Here is a 20,356-nt window from a genome sequence, read left to right as displayed (position 1 = left end):
GCAAAGATAGTTTATTTAACCTTTTTATTTTATACAAAATAATCTATAATTTTGCAAAAATATTTCTCAGGGATTAAGCGGATGAAACAGAAACTTTTATTCAACAGATCTGAACAATACGTAAAATCGATGAGAGCAAATATTTTAACTGCGGATACATGAAACAGGTGACAGTAAAATCTGTGCCGGATTGTGCTATCAGAAGTTAAATAATAAATAATAAAAACTTAAATTTTGCCATCATCACAACACTTCATCAATCACGTAAGAATACCTGAGAACAATGACTGGGTAATCTTTATCCTCGTGGGCTGTATATTTTTATATGTTTTTATGATGAACGTCATAGAAAGGGATGCCAGTCTCAGGGATTTTCTGCTTCAAAAGTATTTTGATGCCAGCAACAACCTTCCCAGCTGGATTATCACTTCTTGTGTGACGACCCTCACCCTATCTGTTCTGATCTCACAGTATATTCCTGTTGTACCGAAATACATTGCCGATCTTCAGCTTTTGGGGTATCAGCTTAATAAATTTGGGTATACTTTGCTGGCTGTGTTGTTTTTTTATTTAATAAAATCAACATTTGGTTTTTTATTTTATCAAAGTATAGGGGACGGAAAAAAATGGACTATTTTTTATTTTACCTCCACAAAATTTTATTTTATCCTTACATTTTTGTTAATAATTCTTTGTGTAGCCCATTATTACTTCCCTATCGACAGAAATAAAATGTTCTTGTATTATTTGTGTTTCTTTTCTTTTGTATTCATTTTCAAAGTTTTTTTCTATTTATTTCACAAGAACAAGATTCTTCCTGAAAAATGGTATTATAAATTTTTGTATATTTGCACCCTCCAAATCGCACCATTATTATTGCTTTGGAAGTTGTTATTTTTTTAATAAATGTCAATGATGAGAATAAAGTCTATATTGGTTTCTCAACCAGCGCCTAGTGAGTCTTCTCCATATTTGGATATAGCGAAGAAGGAAAAAATAAAGATTGATTTCCGTCCATTTATCCACGTCGAAGGAGTTGACAATAAAGAGCTCAGAACACAGAAAATAGATCTGACGCAGTATACCGGTATTATTTTTACCAGTAAAAATGCGATTGACCATTACTTCAGACTTGCGGAAGAACTTCGTTTTGCCGTTCCGGATACAATGAGATATATCTGCCAGTCGGAAGCAATTGCCAACTACCTTCAAAAGCATATTGTGTACAGAAAAAGAAAAATCAGCTTTGGGGAGAAAAATTTCTCAGACCTGCTTCCTCTTTTCAAAAAATTCCCAACTGAAAAATATCTGTTGCCATCTTCAGATGTTTTAAGCCCGGATATTGTGAAAACCATGGATGCATCTAATGCAGACTGGACAAGAGCAATCATGTACCGTACCGTATGCAGTGACCTTACAGACATCAACATTAAAGATTATGACATGTTGATCTTCTTTAGTCCACAAGGAATCAAATCGCTACAACAAAATTTCCCTGACTTCAAGCAGGATGAAACCAAGATCGGAGTTTTTGGAAACACGACGTTGGCTGCTGCAGAAGAAGCTGGATTAAAAGTAGATTTAATGGCACCTACGAAGGAAACTCCTTCCATGACAATGGCCCTTGAAAAGTATATTAAAGCACTTCATAAATAGTCTTTAATTATAAAAATACCATCAACCATCTTTTCAATAAAGGAAAGATGGTTTTTTTTTACCTAAATTTGAACGAAAATTAACATTGAATGAGACGTCTGCATAAATTGCTTACTTTCAGAAGGAAAGTGTAAAGACAAACTCTGCTCAATAAAAAAATCAAAATATCCGGATGAAAGCTCCACAGGCAAAAAAAATAGAAAAAATAATAGAAACCCACGGCGATAAAAGGATCGATAATTACTTTTGGCTGAATGAAAGGGAAAACCCTGAAGTCATCAAATATATTGAAGAAGAAAATGCCTACGAAGAATTCATCATGAAAGATACAGAGGCTCTTCAGGAAGAGCTTTTTGAAGAGATGAAAGCCCGTTATAAAAAGGATGATGAATCTCTGCCTTATTTCTTTAATGAATACTGGTATATTGTACGTTATGAAGAAGGCAAGGAGTATCCTATTTTCTGCAGAAAGCACAAAAGCCTTGACAACGAGGAGGAAATTGTACTTGATGTTAATATACTGGCAGAAGGCAAAGAATTTTTTGAAGTAGGAAGTGTAGCAGTAAGCCCTGGTAACGAACTGGCTTCTTTCTCTTCTGATGACGTAGGAAGAAGAATTTATACGCTTAATTTTAAAAATTTAAAGACAGGAGAAATTTTACTGGACACTATTCCAAATACAACAGGAAAAGCAGTTTGGGCGAATGACAACCAGCATGTTTTTTACATTAGAAAAGACAAGAGTCTCCGTGCATTCCAGGTATACAGACATCAATTAGGAACTGATTCTTCAGAAGACATACTGATTTTCCATGAAGAGGATGACACTTTTGATGTCAACGTATTTAAAACAAAATCTTTACAATATATTTTCATTGCAAGTTCAAGTACTATTTCTGATGAACATCGTTTTATTCCTTCTGACAATGTATTTGCAGAATGGACGGTAATACAGCCAAGAATTGATGATCTTGAATATTCAGTAGAGCATTATGAAGATGAATTTTACATCATTACCAATGCTGACGATGCGATCAATTTTAAAATTGTAAAAGCTAAAATTGATAATTGTGGTATGGAAAACTGGGTAGATGTTATTCCACACCGTGCTGAAGTTTTGTTAGAGGGCTTTGAAATTTTCAAAGATTATCTGGTTCTTGAGGAAAGAGAAAGAGGATTGCTTCAGATCAAAATTATTGATGAGAAGACACAGGAATCTTATTATTTACCATTCTCCGATCCTACTTATACAGCTTATATCGGAATTAATCTGGAATTTGACACAGAAATTTTACGCTACGGTTATACCTCTCTTACACAACCTAGTTCTACGTATGAGTATAATATGAAGGACAAAACCACAAAACTGCTGAAACAACAGGAAGTGTTGGGTGGAAAATTTGTTCCTGAAAATTATATTTCAGAAAGAATATGGGCAGACTCAAGGGATGGAAAGACCAAAGTTCCTATTTCATTAGTATATCATAAAGACACCAAAAAATCAGCTGACACTCCACTTCTTCTGTATGGATATGGAAGTTATGGGCATACGGTTGACGCCAGCTTCTCAAATGTAAGATTATCTATTCTTGACAGAGGCTTTATTTATGCTATTGCCCACATCCGTGGTGGAGAATATTTGGGAAGAGAATGGTATGAGGACGGAAAAATGTTATTCAAGAAAAACACATTCTTTGATTTTATAGATGCAGGGAAACATTTAATCAAAGAAAATTATACTTCATCGAGACATATGTACGCGATGGGAGGAAGTGCCGGAGGTCTGTTGGTAGGTGCTGTGGTCAATTACGAACCTCAGTTATTCAACGGAATTGTAGCACAGGTTCCTTTCGTAGATGTTGTTTCCACAATGCTGGATGATACGATTCCTTTGACTACCGGAGAATATGATGAATGGGGAAATCCAAATGATGAAGAATACTACCATTATATGAAAGACTATTCTCCATATGATAATGTAGAAGCTAAAGATTATCCACATATGCTGATCACAACAGGATTCCACGATTCTCAGGTGCAGTATTGGGAACCTGCCAAATGGACGGCAAAACTTAGAGAACTAAAGACAGATAATAATATTTTAGTCTTTAAAACCGACATGAGTTCCGGACACGGAGGAGCAAGCGGAAGATTTGAATCTCTGAAAGAAGACGCATTAGAATATGCATTTCTGTTGAAAATAAATGATAATTCATAAATGATCAATGATGGATAGCCCTGATTATAACACAATTTTTGCTTCTAAAACAAAGCAGCTAGCCGTCACTATTATTAAGGAATTATCTAAACAGCCCTATAACGAAGCGTTTTCAGTTATCAGAAAGCAAATATATAGATCTTCTACATCCATGGCAGCCAATTATAGAGCCATGTGTAGAGCAAGATCAAAAGCTGAAAGATTTTCTAAAATATCTATAGTGATAGAGGAAACTGATGAAACTTTATTTTGGCTTGAAATGTTGGAAGAACTGGAATATGTTCAAAAAACAATTTTAACAGATATAAAAACAAACACTGAAGAAATACTGAAAGTAACTTCTTCGTACAGAAAAATGCTAAAGGAATGACTTTATCATTTATCAATCATCATTTATTATTTATCAAATTATGATCAACGAGTCCGAATATTGGAAAAAAATAGAACAGTTCTTCGAAGACAATTTCCAGACTGAGAAGAACCCGCCCATAGAAACCCTTTTATTTTTGATCGGGTTGCAGGAACTGGGAAGCGGCCAGCAGAAATATACTAAAGAAGACAAGGTAAACCTGATTCATATTGCTGTGTGCAGATTGCTTGAGCCTTTTGGTTATTATAAATTCACACACTATGAAGACGGATGGCCTCAGTTTGACAAACTGGAAGACCTTCCGGAATTAAAGCCCAATGAGCAGAGCTTACTTATGAAAAAGGCGATTATTCATTACTTCCAGGAAGAAGAGCTTTTGTAAAAGCTGGAAAAAAGAAGCAAGAAGTTAATAACTTCCGATAAATAAAAAGAGGGTTTTCCATGGAAAAAACCCTCTTTTTTATAAATAACTGTATTCTATACATTTTCAAATTTTATCCAATCAGTTCTTCAAGTTGACTGAGTCCCATAGTAAAACCTTCTTCAAATCCCATCTCCAAGATTTTTTTCATAACTTCCTCAGAATGGTAATGGATATTGATGGTTACTTTGGTTCCCTCTTCCACTCCGGTAAAACCGAGCAGCCATTTTGACCTTGGAAAATCTTCGTTGATCTTTCCTTTTTCATCACAGAAAGCACTCATCCAGTCAACACTTCTGTGTTCCGTAATTTCGCCATACTGAGACTGAGCATACATAGGTCCTTTTTCACCGTTTGGTCCTATCATTGAGTACATCCAGATTCCACCTTCTCTGAAATCCTGTTTTACCGTTTCACATCTCCAGGGTTTAGGTCCCCACCATTGATCCAATAATTCGGATTTGGTAAAGTGATCCCATACTGTTGAAACATCAGCTTTATAGATTTTCATGACATAAATAGAGGCTGCATCAAAATCTTTGTTGAAAATGATATTAGATTCCATATATTTTTATTTTTAATAAAGTTAGCACTTTATTTATTGAAAGGGACTTTTCATATGACAAGTAAAAGATAATTCATAAATAATTGTTAAAAAACACTCTTTTAAGAAAAATAAAACAATTATTTGGCTCGTTTTTTGTTTATGTAGTCTTAAAACAATTAATTTTAACATTCATTTTTCCAAAACATATATAATTAAATAATGAATAACAAATTCATCCCAATAATTTCAGTGTTTATGACGATCTCACTGATTGTCTTTGTGACGCTCCAATTTTATTGGTTGAAAGGCTATTACGGTGTACTGGAACAGGATTTTTCAAATAAAGTGTATGCAGTTTTGGAAAGTACTTCAAAAAGTATTGAAGAGATTGAAGCCGACAAATATCTGAATCAGGATTATAAGGACTTCAGAAAAAATATTCTTGCGAACAGCAAACAGCCGTCTTTAACGACTATTCAACAGGTTGAAGACTCCGGTACTCAGAGACAGATTATTTACTCCAAAAATATTATTGAAAAAACACAGCTGCCGATTTCTCAAAAAGGAGATTCTATCAAGCTGACAACATTATATACAGACGAGGCAGCCTATAAAATAAAAAGAGATACCACTAATCGTGAGCTTCTTACCACAGATATCAATCAGGAGATTGAAACCGGAGATTACTCCATGAAAGAATTTGTGAAAGTATATGGTAATAATCTCCCTATCACCAAAAGAGTGGATCCGAAAACGCTTGATTCCGTGATTGCTAAAGAACTCAAAATAAGAGGAATATCTGCCAAGTTCGGATATGGAGTTCTTGACCGCAACAACAAGCTGACAAGCATTGTGAATAAAGCTTACAAAGAGAAGAAGGACAGTAATATCTACAGTTTTCCACTTTTTGCAGATAAAAAAAATACACTGTACAGCCTCGCATTGGTTTTCCCTAAAAAAGAATACTCACTGGCGATGAACAACTGGCCTATGCTTTTAGGAACTTTTCTTTCTCTTCTTACTATTCTTGGAATTTATATTATTTCCATCAATTATATGATGAGACAGAAAAAACTTGCTGAAGTAAAAACAGACTTCATCAACAATATGTCTCATGAGTTCAAAACACCACTGGCAACCATTTCTGTAGCAACGGATTCTTTAGCGAATGATAAAATTGCCACCAATCCGGATAAGGTAAAATATTATTCAGAACTCATCAAGCAGGAGAATTTAAGGATGAAAAAACAGGTGGAAAACGTGCTTAACATGTCCAAGCTTGAAAGAAATGAAGTGGAATTGTTTTTAAAAGAAACCAATGTAAGAGAATTGATCAAAAGAACCACAGAATCTTTCAATCTGATTGTACAGCAAAGAAACGGTTCGCTTACCCAGAAATTCAACGCCACCCATTATAATTTTAAAATAGACGAATTCCACATTTCAAACATGCTGGTCAACTTACTGGATAATGCCAATAAATACTCTCCTGAAGCACCGGAAATACATGTGGAAACAAGAAATGAAGGACACTGGTATATCATTGAGATTTCCGATAAGGGAATGGGAATGGATACCCAAAATAAAACCAAAATTTTCGAAAAATTCTTCAGGGAAGAAACCGGAAATATTCACAATGTAAAAGGACAGGGATTAGGCCTTTCCTATGTGAAGAAAATTGTAGAACTGCACAAAGGACAGATTATCGTAGACTCTCATAAAGGAAATGGAAGTACGTTCACGATAAAACTGCCAATGAGCTAGAAAAAAAATGATAGATGATAAGCGATAAATAATAAAAAAATCTCTTTCATATCAACGATCATTTATTATTCATCAATTATAAAGTTTAAACCAAATATCAAAATATAGAAGATAGAGTGAGGAAGTTCATTCTTAATGTTAATTATTAATTATTAAAAGTTATGAGCAACAGAATATTATTAGTAGAGGACGATCAGAGTTTCGGGGCGGTGCTTAAAGATTATTTAACCATCAATAATTTTGAAGTAACACTGGCTACTGATGGGGAGCAGGGACTTAAAGAATTTACAGAAAATGAATTCGACATCTGCATATTTGACGTAATGATGCCTAAAAAAGATGGGTTTTCATTAGCTGAAGATGTAAAAAAGATTGATAAAAATACACCGATCATATTCCTTACAGCAAGAAATATGAGAGAAGATATTTTGAAAGGATACCAGCTGGGAGCTGATGATTATATCACAAAACCTTTTGATACTGAGCTTCTTTTATACAAAATCAAGGCTATTCTGCAGAGAAGTTCTACATTGGAAAATGAGGAACAGGAGCAGTTTAAAATCAGTAACATTTTCTTTGATTCTATGCTGAGACAGTTGAAAGTAGGTGATAAAGAATACAAACTTTCTCCTAAAGAAAATGAATTACTGAAGCTTCTTTGTATCCACAGAAACGATTTCATGCCTAGAGATCTTGCTTTAAGAAAAATCTGGAAAAAGGAAAATTACTTTACAGCAAGAAGTATGGACGTATATATTGCAAAACTTCGTAAGCTCTTAAAAGACGACGAAGGATTAGAAATTATCAACGTTCACGGAGAAGGATTCAGACTTTTGGTAAAAAATTAAGGCAAAAACCTTATTATAAATATAAAATTAGCAAAACAATTGAAAATGTTTTGCTAATTTTGTTTCATACCCATGGATATGAAGAATACATTTATAGGTTTGATCGCCGTATCACTATTAGCTGCATCTTGTAAGAAGGATGAAAAAGCAACTTATTTAAAAGAAGAAGCCAACGCCGGACAACCCAGCGTAGCTCTTAATACAACCTCAAAAACATCACTGATGGATCAGGCAGGTATTCAATCTTCCTCTACTCCTGCTCCAATGGCTACCGCTCCAGGAATGAACCCTCCACATGGACAACCTGGCCATAGATGTGACATTCCGGTAGGACAACCGCTGAACAGTAAATCTTCAGCTGCTCCAGCTTCACAAAATATAAATACAAACGGAAATAATATTGTTCAGATTGATCCGAATGCAGTATCACCGGGAAAAATCACTCTTGATAATAACGGGAAGCAGGCAAAAACTGCTCCGGGGATGAATCCTCCACACGGACAGCCTGGGCACCGATGTGACATTCCTGTAGGGCAGCCATTAAACAGCAAACCTGCACCAGCTCCTCAACCAGCCCAAAATGTAACAACTCCTGCTCCAGCACCTGCTGCACAGAATCTGGCAATGGGAGAAAAACCTAAATTAAACCCGGCACACGGAGAACCTTGGCACAGCTGTTCTCTAAAAGTTGGTGATCCTTTGCCATAAATTTCTTATTTTTGCAGATATGAAGCTGTTTCATCTACTTGCAATTGTATTTTGCCTGGGAGTTTTTTTAATTCCCAAGGATAATTTCTATGCACAGGCAATGCAGGAAACATGCTGTAAAGCAGAATCTTCGAAAAAAAGTGACTGCTGCAAAAACCATTCTTCAAAAAAAGACAGCGAACATGACAAAACAAAATCATGTAATGATGACTGCTGCTCATCATGTGTTGCCTGCTATACTTTTATTGAAACTCCTTTCTCAAAAAATCTACGTCTGGAACTATCTTATTACAAAGCGAATAAGAATGCCCAGTTCCGATATTCAGATCCTTATCTTTCAGACCGTTTAAAGGAAATCTGGCAGCCGCCTAAGATAGGTTAATTAAAATACTATGGGTTCATTATACTCTATAATGAACTGATTTTTAATTAATTTAAACTTTTAAACAAAATGAAATTACCAATTTCCAGGTTGATACTTGGTGCATTATTCCTGTTTACACAATTTATATCTGCTCAGACACTTTCAAAAAATCAGTTCAAGGTAAAAGGGAACTGCGAAATGTGCAAGACAAGAATTGAAGGTACTGCCAAAAAAGCAGGAGCTAAAACAGCAGTTTACTCTGTTGATCTTCAAACCTTAACTTTAGAAACGGACAAGGTATCTACAGATGACATTCTTCAAAAAGTGGCTGAAGCAGGCCATGATAATGAAAAATTCAAAGCTTCAGATGCTGCTTACAATAGCCTTCCGGGATGTTGTCTGTATAATAGAGATTTGCAGCCATCCCAAGCGGAAACTCATCACGAACACCATACAAATGCCAATGTTTCTGTTAAAAAAGAAAATGAATTCTATGTTAGAGGAAACTGTGCTTCTTGTAAAGCAAGAATTGAAAAAGCATCTAAAGATGCAGGAGCCACTGCTGCAGAATGGAATGCAGAAAAGCAAACCGTTATTTTAAATTTTGACCCGTCAAAAACTTCAGCAGATAAGATCTTAAAAGCGATTGCCGATGCAGGTCATGATAATGAAAAATACAAGACTTCGGATGCAACGTACAATGGGCTTCCGGGATGTTGCCTCTATGATAGAGATTTTACTTTTGGTGAAGCCAATCCAAAGGTACATTATGAAGAAGAAACAAAGCAGGGAGATCATAAAGACCACGAGACTTCACCAGCTAAAGAAGACCATTCCCAACATGAAAAAAACATTGACGGTGTAGTGGTAACAGGTTCTAAAGCTGCAACTTCATTGAGCAAGAAAGAAGCAGGTCTTGTTTTTAATATTGATAAAAAAGAACTTTTAAAAGCAGCTTGTTGTAATCTGTCTGAAAGTTTTGAAACCAACGCAACGGTTGATGTTTCTTTCAGCAATGCCGTTACCGGAACAAAACAGCTGAAAATGCTCGGTCTGGATCAGAAATATACCAGCTTAACAAAAGAACAATTGCCCGAAATCAGAGGTTTGGCTTCTGCCTATGGATTAAATTTCATTCCGGGAAGATGGATCGAAAGTATCCAGCTTACGAAGGGAGGAAGTACTGTGACAAATGGTTATGAAAGCATTACGGGACAAATCAATACTGAACTTTTAAAGAATGCCAAGACTCCGGAAACTTCACTGAACCTCTTTTCTGATTTCAATGGAAGGGCTGAAGTGAATATTACCAACGTCTCTCCCATCAACGACAAATGGTCACAAACTTTCCTTCTTCACGGAAACGGAACTTTTGGAAATACGGATATGAATGATGACGGTTTTCTGGACAGGCCGAAAGGAACTCAGATCAATGCAGCGTATTTGTTGAATTATAATGATCTTGAAAAATCTGGATTCGGATCTCACTTCGGAATTAATTTTATCCGAGATGAAAGAACGGCAGGACAAGTTGGTTTTGATAAAAAACTGGCTCAGGACAAACAGCCTTTTTATGGGGTAGGAATTGATATTTCAAGATTTCAGGTTTGGAATAAGACCGGATATGTTTTTAAAGGAAAACCTTACCAGAGTATCGGATGGATGAACCAGTATGTGTATCACCAGCAGGATAGTTTCTTCGGACTGAGAAATTATGCAGGGCAGCAGCACACGTATTATTCCAATTTAATTTTTGAAAGCATTATCGGAAATACCAACCACAAGTATAAAGCTGGAGCAAGTTTCTTGTATGACGGTTATAAGGAAACTTATTTGTTGAACGACCTGAAAAGAAATGAAATTGTACCGGGAATCTTTGCGGAATATACTTTAACAGGTTTAAAATATACTTTAGTAGCGGGAACCAGAGTGGATTTCCATAATCTGGCAGGAACTCAGTTTACGCCAAGGCTAAATTTCAAGTATGATTTCACACCTCAGACTATTTTAAGACTTTCAGCGGGAAGAGGATTCAGAACAGCGAATGTATTTGCGGAAAGCCAGCAATATTTTGCATCGAACAGAGCTATTAACATTTTATCCAACGGAGGAAATATTTACGGTCTAAAACCTGAAATTGCCTGGAACTACGGTGCAAGTTTACAACAGGAATTCAAATTATTCGGTAGAAAATCCAGTATCATCGCTGATTTCTTCAGAACAGATTTCCAGGATCAGGTATTGGTGGATCTTGACAAATCTCCTCAGCAGCTGACATTCTATAATCTGGAAGGAAAATCGTTTGCAAACTCATTCCAGACTCAGTGGGATTTCACTCCTTTCAAAAACTTTGATGTAAGACTTGCTTACAAATACTATGATGTACAGGCAGATTATATCGGAGGAAGAAGAGAAGTTCCTTTTATGGCAAAGCACAGAGGATTTGTGAATTTAGCCTATTCTACCAATAAAAATAACAATGGAGGATTCTGGAGCTTTGATACGACTTTAAACTGGGTAGGAAAACAGAGACTTCCTGATACTTCAAGTAATCCGGCAGAGTTTCAGTTGCCAACGTATTCGGAATCGTATGCGGTTCTTAATGCTCAGATCTCAAGAAACTTCAATAAAAAGATCAGAGCTTATGTAGGAGGTGAAAACCTTACTTCTTATTATCAGAAAAATGCGATTGTTGATTTTAAAAATCCTTTCGGAAATTATTTTGACGGAGGAATGGTATACGCACCGATTATGAAGGCCAACTTTTATGTAGGACTGGATGTGACGTTTTAAGGCGGGAAGCTGGAAGAATGAAGCCTGGAGTACTATTAGTCGGTGAATTTCTTATTGGGGATACCTTACTGATATATGTTCTCTGAAATTCATCAGTAGTAACGGAGGAAATCTAAAAGTTACGTAAACCTACAGGAACTTCCTTCTTCCAGCCTCAAGATTCCTTACTAATAAAAAGAATCGGCTTCGATATTGAAGCCGATTCTTTTTATTTATCTTCCAAAGTCATCCTGTACTCTTACGATATCATCTTCATCGGAAGGATTGGACGCATCGGTGTGCTGCCAGATTTCGGCTACAATTCCCCAGCCTGTAAGACCAATTAATCTGTGTCTTTCCCCCTGCTGAAGTTTTACCTGATCTTTTGGTCCATATTCTCCTAATTCTCCTTCTTCATCGGTATTACTTCTTTTGATTCCTACAGTTCCTTCCACTACCTGCCAGATTTCGGCTCTTCTGTGGTGATACTGCCAGCTTAATCTTGCTTCCGGAGCCACGATAAGAATTTTTGGGCTTAGCTTCCCTCCTATTCTCAAGTTGTCTACATCAATCCCATCAAAATACTGGTTGGCAAAATCCTGCGCCTGTGTTTCATCAATTACAAAAAAACCACCCCATGGTCTTGTATCATCTTTAGCTGCAATAGTAAAACCTTGTGTCTGCAGCATGTTCTCTACTCTATCGAATAGTTCTTTTTTTTCTGTACTCATACAGCTATATTTTTAAATTAAAATTATTTATTTGATTCTTCTTTTGACATTGAATATGGAAAATCTTTTTCCTGTGAACCTCTTTCTTTATTTGGTTTGTTATCCATTTTAAAGTCTAACACAGCTCCTTTCATCAACTCTTTATGGCTCAACCAGTTTTTGAAATAAGGCTGTTGGTTTACATTCAGCGATTTTACATATAGATTTTCGGAATTATTTTCCGGAGCTTTTATTTCAATTTTCTTACCATTTTCAAGATAAATAGTTGCTTCTTTAAATAATGGTGCTCCCAACACATACTGATCTGTTGCCGGCGTTACGGGATAAAACCCAAGGGCTGAGAAAATATACCATGCAGAAGTCTGTCCGTTATCTTCGTCACCGCAATATCCATCAGGAGTTGCATGATACAGTTTATTCATTACTTGTCTTGCCCAATATTGTGTTTTGTAAGGCGCTCCTGCATAATTGTACAGATAAATCATGTGCTGAATAGGCTGGTTTCCGTGGGCATACTGACCCATATTCATGATCTGCATTTCTCTGATCTCATGGATAACACCTCCATAATAGCTGTCATCAAAAACCGGTGGCAATGAGAAAACCTCATCTAATTTAGCTTCAAATTTCTTTTTTCCACCCATCATTTCTGCAAGACCATCAATATCCTGAAAAACTGACCATGTATAATGCCAGCTGTTTCCTTCCGTAAACGCATCTCCCCATTTGAAAGGATTGAAAGGTTTCTGGAAGTTCCCGTCTTTATTTTTACCACGCATCAAACCTGTTTCCTTATCAAAGACATTTTTATAATTATAAGCTCTCTTCTTATAAATATCAATTTCTGAAGCGGGTTTCCCCAATGCTTTTCCTAGCTGATAAATTGAAAAATCGTCATAAGCATACTCTAATGTTCTTGCCGCATTTTCATTGATTTTCACATCGTAAGGAACATAACCCAATTCATTATAATACTTTACTCCTGCACGGCCTACTGCTTCTATAGGACCTTCGTTATTCGCTCCGTGTTTTACCGCCTGCCAAAGAGCTTCCGTATCGTATCCGCGAAGTCCTTTGATATAAGCATCTGCCACTACTGATGCAGAATTGTTTCCGATCATAATATCAGAATATCCCGGGCTGCTCCATTCCGGTAAGAATCCGCCTTCTTTGTAAGCATTAGCCAATCCTTCCTGCATTTCTACATTGATGCTTGGGTAAACAAGGTTCAGGAAAGGGTACAAAGCACGGAAAGTATCCCAGAATCCGGTTCCTGCAAACATTTTTCCGTCTGCAATTTTACCGTTATAAGGACTCCAGTGTTTTATTTTATTCTGAGCATCCACTTCATATAGTCTCTGTGGGAAGAATAAAGTTCTGTACAAAGAGGAGTAAAAGGTTCTCATCTGCTGATCTGTACCTCCTTTTACGTCTATTTTGCCTAATGTCTTGTTCCAGATATTTTTAGCATCGGTTTTTACCTGTTCAAAATTTCTGGTTCCGATTTCTCTTTTCAGATTCAGTTCTGCCTGTTCAAAACTGATGAATGACGAGGCTATTTTTGCATAAACCGTTTCTTTATTTTTAAGCTTAAAACCTACGACAGCTCCTGTATGATCGCTGGTAATTTCTAATTGGTCATTAACCAGTTTATCATTTTTCCAGGTTTTTGTCAGTTCAAAATCTTTATCAAACTGAACGACGAAATAGTTTTTAAAATTATCATATTTCCCGGTAGAATATTTTGTGGTATACCCAATAATTTTTCTTTCTTTAGGTAAAATTTTGATGTAAGAACCTTTGTTCAAAGCATCTACGACGATGTAAGCACTGTCTGTCTTGGGAAAATCAAATTTAAAATAGGAAGCTCTTTCTGTAGGTGTAAATTCTGTAGTTACATTGATGTCCGCAAGGTATACACTATAGAAATAAGGAGTTGTAACCTCAGCTTTGTGACTGAACCAGCTCGCTCTTTCGTCTTCTTTAAATTTCACTTTTCCTACTCCCGGCATGATGGCAAATGCGCCGTAATCATTCATCCAGGGAGAAGGCTGATGCGTTTGTTTAAATCCTTTTATTTTATCTGCATCGTAGGTATAGGCCCATCCATCACCCATTTTACCGGTCTGCGGCGTCCAGATATTCATTCCCCATGGAAGTCCGACTGCCGGATAAGTATTTCCGTTGGATAAGGAAGGCTTGGACTGCGTTCCCATTAAAGGATTCACATAATCTACGGGAGATAGGTTCTGACCCAGGGCCCACGCCTGTAACAGCAGTAAGCAAGTAGAAAATATAAACTTCATTGTATCTCGTTTCGTTTGTTAATTTATATAAGCTTTTTTAATGCATAGCTGGCCGCTCCAAGAATGGCTGCATCTTCAAATATAGCGGAAATTTTAACCTGCAAGTTAATATTATTCTTTATTAAATTCTGAATAAATCTTTGTTCAAAATAAGGGTATGCCTTCGCAATATTACCCCCTATAACTAAAACTTCCGGTTTGTAATGATCTACATATTTCACAATAAATTCAGAGAAAGAATCTGCATATTCATCAAATATTTGGGTTTGTATTTCTGCTGGTTTATCTAACAAATCTTTAGTCCCCGAAATTTCTTCTCCGGTGAGTTCTTTATAACGATTCACAAACCATCGTGTTGCCAGATAATCTTCACTGATAGAGTTTTTAAAAGGGGAATCCCATAAGTCTTCATCGGTAGCAAATTCTCCATTGAAGAAGGTTGTTCCCAATCCTGTCCCGAGTGTCACTCCAAAAATTTTGTTGAATCCCTGAGCGCATCCACCGAATACTTCACCTTCCATGAAAGCTGCCGCATCATTTACAAAATGAATCTGTGCCTGAGAAACAGACAATCTTTTGGCCAGCTCTTCTTTGATATTTACCTGATAGATATCAATGAATTTCCCCTGCTGCATCAATGATATTCCATTTTCATAATCGAAAGGTCCTGGCATTGCAACCCCAATTAAAAGATCTTCTTTTACCAGATCATGGGCCACTTTATGAATTGCCGAAACCCATGCGGAGAAAATAACTTCTTTGTTTTCAAAAGCATCTACATGTTCTCTTACATAGGTGGATGAAATGATTTCGCGTTTTTCCGGATCTACCTGAGCCAGCGTGATATGTGATCCTCCGATATCTATTCCTACTATATTCTGCATTATTTATTATTTTAAATTCAAACATCCTTTGACTGAAAAAACAGACAAACAGGAATACATCACCTGTCTGTCTGCTTTGTATTTCAGACTTTATATTATTAATTCTGATAACTATTTCATTATCTGAATCTTACTTTACAATTATTTTACCAGTCGATAGTACTTTACTGTTTGAGGATGTAATTTTGTAAATATAAGTACCACTGATTAAATCCTGTGTATTGACTGCGTTATTATTTTGATTAATACTCTGTTTTTTGAACAATTTTCCTGAAGCATCATACAATGCCACTTCACTTGCAGAGTTATCGCTGATGGTGAAATGAATATCATTTCCTCTTTTCACAGGATTCGGATAGACAGCGCTGCTCTCTTTTACAGATTCAATATCTTTCACGGCAAGAGATGAAGCACAGGCAACATCTGTTCTCCAGTTCGCATCTGTCATATTGATCAGGGTTGCAAAGTGAGTATTTGCTGTAGCATCTAATGCACCTAAACCACTTCCTTCATCCATTTTCCAGTTGGCTTCAAGACCTGTGGAGTTGGCTGGAACATTACAGTTGTTACTTAATATTTCCTGAGGAGTCAAGGCTCTTTTCCAAACTCTGAATTCATCCAGGAATCCGTTGATTGTACGGGAATTATCATAATTTCTACCCAGATAAAGAATACCGTTGGCATTGAAATTACCCGTCACTGCTGAACTTGCATCCAGGTTTCCATTGACATAAATTTTCATCGCTGCACCATCATAAGTGGCTGCAATATGGTACCATGTATTGGTATTAAATGCTGTATTACTGTTAAGCTTCACCTGAGAGGAACCAAAACTCAAAATAAACTGAAGTTTATTATTAGCCAGATTTCCGTCTCCAAATCTAAGCATAGCCGAGTTATTATCTCCCACTTCAATACCCATTACTGATGAAATATAAGGGAATCCTGTTTTGAAGGCATTTACTTTTACCCATCCTTCAAATGTCATCGCATTTCCACTCAGGTTAAATTGGCCTGCATTCAGATAGTGTGTGCTTCCGTTGAAAGAAAGAGATCTTGCACCAGGACTTGTAACAGGAGCAAAACCGCTGTTGAATGATCCTTCTCCTGAATAGGTACTTGTAGTTCCTCCAGCACACCCTGCCTGCACTTTCCATACATAGTTTGTATTAGGTGTCAGGTTCTGTAATGAATAGGAATTCGTGGTAATATTCGGGATTTCAGACCATGTTGTGGCTGCAGTAGTTTTATACTGTAATGTATATGAAGTTGCATTTCCTGCATCCCATGACAGTTGGGCAGTATTACCAAGGAAACTTCCGGAAGTTAATCCTGATGGCGTAGTGCAGCCACTTCCGGAGTTAAACCTTGGTGCAAAAATATAAGTACTTGTTAATGTCGGTGAACAGTTAGACTGGATTCTCCAATCGTAATTGGTATTCAAGGTAAGGTTGTTGATGACAATATTATTTCCTGAATAATTGTTGGCAACGTTCGTCCATACCGTTGAATTAGCTGGTTTGTAATCAATATTATAAGACTGGGTTGCATTGGAAGTCCAGTTCAGTTTTGCTGAAGTTCCTGTTACATTGGAAACATCCAGTCCCAATGGCGGATCGCAGGTTTGCCCCTGAGACCATGAATATAACTGACCGCTTAAGAGCGTATTTTCGTTGTAAAGGATATTGGAACCTGTACTCAGATAGCTGGCAACATTTGTTCCTGCCAGGTCATACCACATGAAAACGCCGTATTGGTCATTCTTTGTATTGGTCGCTAAGTTTGCTAATGTGGTTGCAGAAGTTGAGCTTGGATTCGAATTTTGAATCCATGTAGCAGCAGCTGAGATTTTGGATTTATTAAGAGGAGGAACTACAGGTGCATTGTATGTACTGTACATTGCATTCCAGGTGTAATCGATATAATTTCCGGCCAGATCTCCGTTGTAAGTTTGTCTTGTGGTAGCGGGTCCATAATAATAGAATGTAATCAGTTTATCTGGCATTGCTGTTTTCAATTCCTGCAAAAGCATTACAAAAGAACTGTTATTTGGCTGTCCTGTTCCGTTATTTCCGTAGCCTGCATATTCATCATCAAGGTCTACTCCATCCAGTCCGTAAGTGTAAACAGTGTGAGCTACCTGTAAAGCGAAATCTTTTGCCGCCTCACGATTAGGGAAGTTAGAAATCCCCGCTCCCTGATGGTTTCCTAAAAGATCCAGAAGTACTTTTATTCCTTTTTGCTGTAAAGGTTTCACATAGGTATTGACATCATTCAGAACTTTAGTGACATTGTTATTATTTGAGATATAAGCACGGTTTTTAGAAACATCATAGTTGATATTGGCTGCAAAAATAATCGCAACGTCAAAAAGTTGTCTGTTGGTATTCTGCAAAGTATAAGAACCTGCATTCAGCATATTATTGTTGTTCACTTCCACATAGCAGACTCCTAAAGGATCAAGCTGCTGTGCTTTGAGCAGAGGAGCAGTCTGGAGCATAAGTGTCATTAAGGGAATAAAAAAGGATTTTTTTCTCATAGTATATCAATTTTGTAGTAGAAAAAATCATTGGGCCGAAGCCCAATGACTGGTTTTGTTATTTTACAATTAGTTTTTCGGATTGTTTTAAACTTCCGTCATGAGATTCAAACTGAACAATATAGCTTCCTGCTGAAAGTCTTGTCAATTCAATTTGATTATCTCCGGAATTAAGTGATTTTGTGTCTACGATTCTTCCATTAAAATCATAAACCGTTAATTTCCCTTTGCTGTATTCATCCGGAACAGAAACTGTAAGTGATGAAGATTTACTTACCGGATTCGGATACAATTTGATTTGATTTTTAATATTGGTCTGTCCTGCACTTATTGCCTTTTGGCTTGAAGCATTTCTTGCCAATAATGAACTTCCTGTTGCACATGGCAGATCTGTTCCCCAATTGGAAGCATCAACACCTGTTAAGGTTAAAGTCACTCCGTTTCCTGATGTATCCTGAACAGTAGAACCACTTCCTTCGTTAAATTTCCAATAGGCAGCCAATGATGTTGCCGGAACCGATACATTACACATATTCTGACTGATTTCCGTCTGGCTCAATGCACGTTTCCAAACTCTTACTTCGTCTATTTTGCCATTGAAATTTCGGGAAGTATTGTATAGATAGCCTACGTTGAACGCTCCGGATGAATTTACACTTCCGGTTTGTGCTTTAGTTGCATCCAGAACACCGTTGATATAAATTTTCATATTGGCACCGTCATATGTTGCTGCAACATGATACCAGGTATTGGCATTCAAAGCAGTTGCGGAAGCCAGTTTTTGCTGAACATTATTAATACTTACTACAAACTGAAGCTTATTATTGGCCAGGCTGGCATCTCCTAATCGTAAGAATGCAGAATTACTGTCGCTTACTTCTGTTCCCATGATAGAAGAAATATAAGGAGAAGCAGACTTGAAGGACGAAGGTTTGATCCAGCCTTCAAAAGATAATGCAGAACCGCTCAAGTTCATGCTTCCGGCAGCCCCTGATTCAGTGCTTCCATCCAGAGATAATGCATAAGAACCTGTAGGGGTTGTTCCTGAGGTACTGGTAAATCTTGGTGCAAACATGTAAGCACTTTTCACGCTGCAGTTGGTTCTGATTCTCCAATCATATTCAGTATTGGCTGTTAAGCCTGAAACATTTACAGAAGTAGCGCTCGTTGCAGATACGGCGTTCGTCCATGTTGTTGAAGAAGCCGGCTTATAATCAATATCATAGGTATTGGTTCCTACGGCTGACCAGTTCAGTTTTGCGCTTGTTCCGGTAAGATTGCTTGTGTACAGGCCGATAGGCGCATCACAGTTCGTACCTTGTGTCCATGACTGTAAAGTACCGCTTAAAACGGTCGGTTCTCCGTATAATGTTTGAGTTCCTGCTGAAAGTTGTGATGTTTCATTGGTTCCGTGAAGATCATACCACATAAATACTCCATAACCTCCATTTTTAGTTTGGGTAGCCAGGCTGGTTGTTGTAGAATTGGAAGTGTTTCCCATCCATACAGCTGCCGGAGAGATTTGTGCTTTGGTAAGAGGAGGTACATTGGGTGCAGAGAATGTTCCGTACATCGCATTCCAGCTGTAATTGACGTTGTCTCCTACTCTGGTCCCGTTCCAGGAAAGTCTTGAAGCGGCAGGGCCATAATAATAGAATGAAATAATCTTATTCGGCAATAATGCTCTAAGCTCCTGAACAAGCATTACAAAAGAGCTGTCATTAGGCTGTCCTGTTCCGTTATTTCCGTATTCTGAATATTCGTCATCAAAATCAATTCCATCAAGACCGTAGGTGTTCACTGTATTGGCAAGCTGTAGTGCAAAATCTTTTGCTGCTTCACGGGTAGGAAAATTACAGATTCCTGCTCCCTGGTGGTTTCCTAAAATAGTCAGGACTACTTTCATTCCTTTCTGCTGAAGGGGCTTTATGTAAGTATCCGCATTGGTAAGCACTTTCGTAACATTATTATTGGAATACAGATAAGCTCTTCCACGGCTGGTATCATAATTAATATTAGCCGCAAAAATATTCACCACATTGAACAGGTAGCTGTTCGATGTCTGCAGTTTGTACGCTCCTGCATTCAGCAGGTTGTTGTTATTCACTTCCACATAGCAAATCCCTGTAGGATTAAGCTGCTGTGCGTTAATCAGAGAACCTGACTGAAGCATCACTGCCATCAGTGCGGTAAGGATGGATTTTTTTTTCATTGTATAATTTTTTTAA

16 protein-coding genes are annotated in these 20,356 nt (G+C 37.2%); 10 read left to right on the top strand and 6 right to left on the bottom strand.

From position 1 onward, the window contains the following. Window positions 1–234: 234 nt before the first annotated feature. From ACLMCG_RS13190 to ACLMCG_RS13170, 5 genes are all read left to right on the top strand, one after another. Window positions 235–903, top strand: coding sequence for a DUF4271 domain-containing protein (locus ACLMCG_RS13190; protein ID WP_413959871.1), 669 nt, complete (start codon window positions 235–237; stop codon window positions 901–903). Between the two features lie 12 nt (window positions 904–915). After that, window positions 916–1,656 (top strand): uroporphyrinogen-III synthase, encoded by a 741-nt coding sequence (locus ACLMCG_RS13185; protein ID WP_149834373.1) that lies wholly within the window; start codon window positions 916–918, stop codon window positions 1,654–1,656. Between the two features lie 172 nt (window positions 1,657–1,828). Next, a complete protein-coding gene (locus ACLMCG_RS13180; RefSeq protein ID WP_413959870.1) occupies window positions 1,829–3,874 on the top strand; it encodes a S9 family peptidase in 2,046 nt (681 codons plus the stop codon). Window positions 3,875–3,884: 10 nt separating this feature from the next. Continuing rightward, the gene (locus ACLMCG_RS13175) at window positions 3,885–4,244 is read left to right on the top strand and encodes a four helix bundle protein (protein WP_047422502.1); all 360 of its coding nucleotides are present in this window, start codon (window positions 3,885–3,887) and stop codon (window positions 4,242–4,244) included. 40 nt (window positions 4,245–4,284) lie between these two features. Further along, on the top strand, window positions 4,285–4,626 hold the full coding sequence (locus ACLMCG_RS13170; protein ID WP_047422243.1) for a hypothetical protein: 342 nt from the start codon (window positions 4,285–4,287) through the stop codon (window positions 4,624–4,626). Between the two features lie 112 nt (window positions 4,627–4,738). Here the strand turns inward: ACLMCG_RS13170 and ACLMCG_RS13165 are convergent, their stop codons facing one another. Beyond that, window positions 4,739–5,230 carry an SRPBCC family protein gene (locus tag ACLMCG_RS13165; protein WP_413959869.1) on the bottom strand — a complete coding sequence of 164 codons (492 nt, stop codon included), beginning with the start codon at window positions 5,228–5,230 and terminating at the stop codon, window positions 4,739–4,741. Between the two features lie 201 nt (window positions 5,231–5,431). Between ACLMCG_RS13165 and ACLMCG_RS13160 the strand changes: the two genes are divergently transcribed. From ACLMCG_RS13160 to ACLMCG_RS13140, 5 genes are all read left to right on the top strand, one after another. Further along, window positions 5,432–6,976 carry a sensor histidine kinase gene (locus ACLMCG_RS13160; protein WP_142717251.1) on the top strand — a complete coding sequence of 515 codons (1,545 nt, stop codon included), beginning with the start codon at window positions 5,432–5,434 and terminating at the stop codon, window positions 6,974–6,976. 161 nt (window positions 6,977–7,137) lie between these two features. After that, window positions 7,138–7,824, top strand: a complete 687-nt coding sequence (locus tag ACLMCG_RS13155) for a response regulator transcription factor (protein WP_002982671.1) — start codon at window positions 7,138–7,140, stop codon at window positions 7,822–7,824. A gap of 78 nt (window positions 7,825–7,902) precedes the next feature. Beyond that, window positions 7,903–8,532: a hypothetical protein gene (locus ACLMCG_RS13150; RefSeq protein WP_413959868.1), complete on the top strand. Its 630-nt coding sequence runs from the start codon at window positions 7,903–7,905 to the stop codon at window positions 8,530–8,532. A 19-nt stretch (window positions 8,533–8,551) separates the two neighbouring features. Next, on the top strand, window positions 8,552–8,914 hold the full coding sequence (locus ACLMCG_RS13145) for a hypothetical protein (RefSeq protein WP_413959867.1): 363 nt from the start codon (window positions 8,552–8,554) through the stop codon (window positions 8,912–8,914). Window positions 8,915–8,983: 69 nt separating this feature from the next. Continuing rightward, the gene (locus tag ACLMCG_RS13140; RefSeq protein WP_413959866.1) at window positions 8,984–11,689 is read left to right on the top strand and encodes a TonB-dependent receptor domain-containing protein; all 2,706 of its coding nucleotides are present in this window, start codon (window positions 8,984–8,986) and stop codon (window positions 11,687–11,689) included. A gap of 212 nt (window positions 11,690–11,901) precedes the next feature. On the opposite strand, the gene ACLMCG_RS13135 is transcribed toward ACLMCG_RS13140, so the two are convergent. The 5 genes from ACLMCG_RS13135 to ACLMCG_RS13115 all read right to left on the bottom strand — a co-directional run bounded on the left by ACLMCG_RS13135 (window position 11,902) and on the right by ACLMCG_RS13115 (window position 20,340). After that, complete coding sequence (locus tag ACLMCG_RS13135; RefSeq protein ID WP_413959865.1) at window positions 11,902–12,399, bottom strand: phosphoheptose isomerase; 498 nt, start codon at window positions 12,397–12,399, stop codon at window positions 11,902–11,904. A gap of 23 nt (window positions 12,400–12,422) precedes the next feature. Then, window positions 12,423–14,705, bottom strand: coding sequence for a GH92 family glycosyl hydrolase (locus ACLMCG_RS13130; protein WP_413959864.1), 2,283 nt, complete (start codon window positions 14,703–14,705; stop codon window positions 12,423–12,425). Between the two features lie 23 nt (window positions 14,706–14,728). Continuing rightward, window positions 14,729–15,589, bottom strand: a complete 861-nt coding sequence (locus ACLMCG_RS13125) for an ROK family protein (protein WP_413959863.1) — start codon at window positions 15,587–15,589, stop codon at window positions 14,729–14,731. Window positions 15,590–15,719: 130 nt separating this feature from the next. After that, on the bottom strand, window positions 15,720–18,128 hold the full coding sequence (locus tag ACLMCG_RS13120) for an endo-beta-N-acetylglucosaminidase H (RefSeq protein WP_413959862.1): 2,409 nt from the start codon (window positions 18,126–18,128) through the stop codon (window positions 15,720–15,722). A gap of 58 nt (window positions 18,129–18,186) precedes the next feature. Beyond that, on the bottom strand, window positions 18,187–20,340 hold the full coding sequence (locus ACLMCG_RS13115) for an endo-beta-N-acetylglucosaminidase H (RefSeq protein ID WP_413959861.1): 2,154 nt from the start codon (window positions 20,338–20,340) through the stop codon (window positions 18,187–18,189). Window positions 20,341–20,356 lie beyond the last annotated feature (16 nt).

The organism is Chryseobacterium sp. S90 (genome assembly GCF_047444895.1).
Lineage (GTDB): Bacteria > Bacteroidota > Bacteroidia > Flavobacteriales > Weeksellaceae > Chryseobacterium.
This window is presented reverse-complemented; position numbering and strand designations above follow the sequence as displayed.